At 70.5% G+C, this 1,999-nt stretch carries 2 protein-coding genes; both read left to right on the top strand.

Features of this window, described 5'->3' with window-relative positions:
- Nucleotides 1-1,221 (top strand): ankyrin repeat domain-containing protein (locus ACE3UY_RS13895; RefSeq protein ID WP_374688107.1); only part of this gene is annotated, 1,221 nt, incomplete at its 5' end.
- A 132-nt stretch (nucleotides 1,222-1,353) separates the two neighbouring features.
- Complete coding sequence (locus ACE3UY_RS13890; RefSeq protein ID WP_374688106.1) at nucleotides 1,354-1,926, top strand: DNA-3-methyladenine glycosylase I; 573 nt, start codon at nucleotides 1,354-1,356, stop codon at nucleotides 1,924-1,926.
- Nucleotides 1,927-1,999: the final 73 nt, after the last annotated feature.

Below are 1,999 nucleotides of genomic sequence, written 5' to 3'. Positions count from 1 at the left end.
TACCGCTGGCTGGCCCACAATGAGGGGGCGCGCTTCGCCCTCATCGGCGCGACGCACGAGTTGCGCGCCCTGGCCGTGCGGCTGGCGGCCGAGCGGCGGCGCAGCGGCCCGCCCCTGACCCGCGCCCAGCACGCCCTGGCCCAATACCACGCCGCCGACCGCGACCTCGACGCCGTGGCGCTGAGCATCACCGCCGCCGAGTACGACGCCGCGCCCGCCCCCGGCGAGTGGCCGCTGCGCTACATCTACGGCCACATGGTCGGGGCGGAGCGCAACTTCTTCGCCCTGGTGCACTACGGCCTGCGGCGGCAGCGGGAGGAGGGCAACCTGCCCCCCACCCTGCCCGACGGCGAGGCCGACCGCCTGCACGGCCCCTTCGCCGAGACCTTTGGGCCGCTGATGGACACGGGCACGCGCGAGGCGATGGCCGCCTTCCACGCCGCGCTGCACGCCCGCGCCCTGGCCGAGTTCGCCGGCATCAGCGACGGGGAGATCGACGGCCCCTCGATCTGGTGGGAGGGGGAGCCGTACACGCTGGAGTACCGGCTGCACCGCTTCGAGGCCCACCTGCGCCAGCACACCATCCAGATGGAGCGGACGCTCGACCAGTTGGGCCGGCCAGCCAACGAGGCGCGGCGGCTCATCCGCCAGCTCTACGCCGCGCTGGCCGAGGTGGAGGGGACGCTCATCGGCGCGCCGGAATTGGGCGCGGCCGAACGGGCCGCGGCGGCCGAGGCGATTGCCGGCTACGCCGCCGGGTTGAGCGAGGCCGTGAGCCGGGCGGCGGCGCTGGTCGCGGCGGTGCGAGCCGGGGACGCGTCGCGCGTGGAGGCGCTGCTGGCCGAGGACGCCAACGCCGCCAGCGCCACGACGCAGGACGGCGTGCCCGTGGTGCGGCTGGCGGTCTACGCCGGCGCGGATGAACTGGCCGAGCGTCTGGCTGACGCCGCGGCCGAGTTGGAGATGTGGGACGCGGCGGCGCTGGGGCGGCTGGCGCTGGTGCGGGAGTTGCACGAAGGGTGGGGCGACTTCATTCTGAACGAGCGCAGCCGCGACGGGTACACGCCGCTGCACCTGGCGGCGCGCTTCGGCCGGACGGACGTGGCCCGCTACCTGATCGAGAAGGGGGCCGACGTGACGCTGGCCGACCCCGAGGGGCGCGACGCGCACGGGCTGGCGCGGGCCGGGGGGTATGAGCAGATCGCGGGGTTGTTTGGATGAAGAAAGAGGCTCACGCAAAGGGCGCAAAGGACGCCAAGAACGCAAAGAGGAAAACAAGTCTTGCTTTGCGTTCTTGGCGCGCTTTGCGCGCTTGGCGTGAGCTTCTTCTCCTTCTTTACATGAGGTTCTGCAATGGCTGACATCATTCGCTGCCCGTGGGCCGGGACGGACCCGCTGTACGTGGCCTACCACGATGAGGAGTGGGGCGCGCCCGTCCACGACGACCGGACGCTGTTCGAGTTCCTGATCCTGGAGGGGGCGCAGGCGGGGTTGAGTTGGGCCACCATCCTGCGCAAGCGCGACCATTACCGTCGCGCCTTCGACGGCTTCGACCCGGCGGCCGTCGCCGCCTACGACGAGGCCAGGGTGGCCGCGCTGCTGGCCGACCCCGGCATCGTGCGCAACCGGCTCAAGATCGCCGCCGCCATCCGCAACGCCCAGGGCTTCCTCCGCATCCAGGAGGAGTTCGGCAGCTTCGACGCCTACGTCTGGCGCTTCGTCGGCGGGCAGCCTATCGTCAACGCCTGGACCAGCCTGCGCGACGTGCCGGCCGAGACGGACGAATCGCGCGCCCTCAGCCAGGATCTCAAGGCCCGCGGCTTCACCTTCGTGGGGCCGACTATCGCGTATGCATTCATGCAAGCGGTTGGCCTGGTCAATGACCATCTGGTGAGTTGCTTCCGCTACCCACTTGAGAAGCGGTGAACAGTGGACAATGGCCGTAAGCAGTAAACAGTCTAGCAGTAAGCAGTGTTTGGCCGCTTACTGAACACTGCTT

Origin of the sequence: Promineifilum sp. (SeqCode), from assembly GCF_041918635.1 — a bacterium.
Classification (GTDB): Bacteria; Chloroflexota; Anaerolineae; order Promineifilales; family Promineifilaceae; genus Promineifilum.
Note: the sequence above shows the minus strand (reverse complement) of the source record. Positions and strands in the feature narration are given on the sequence as shown.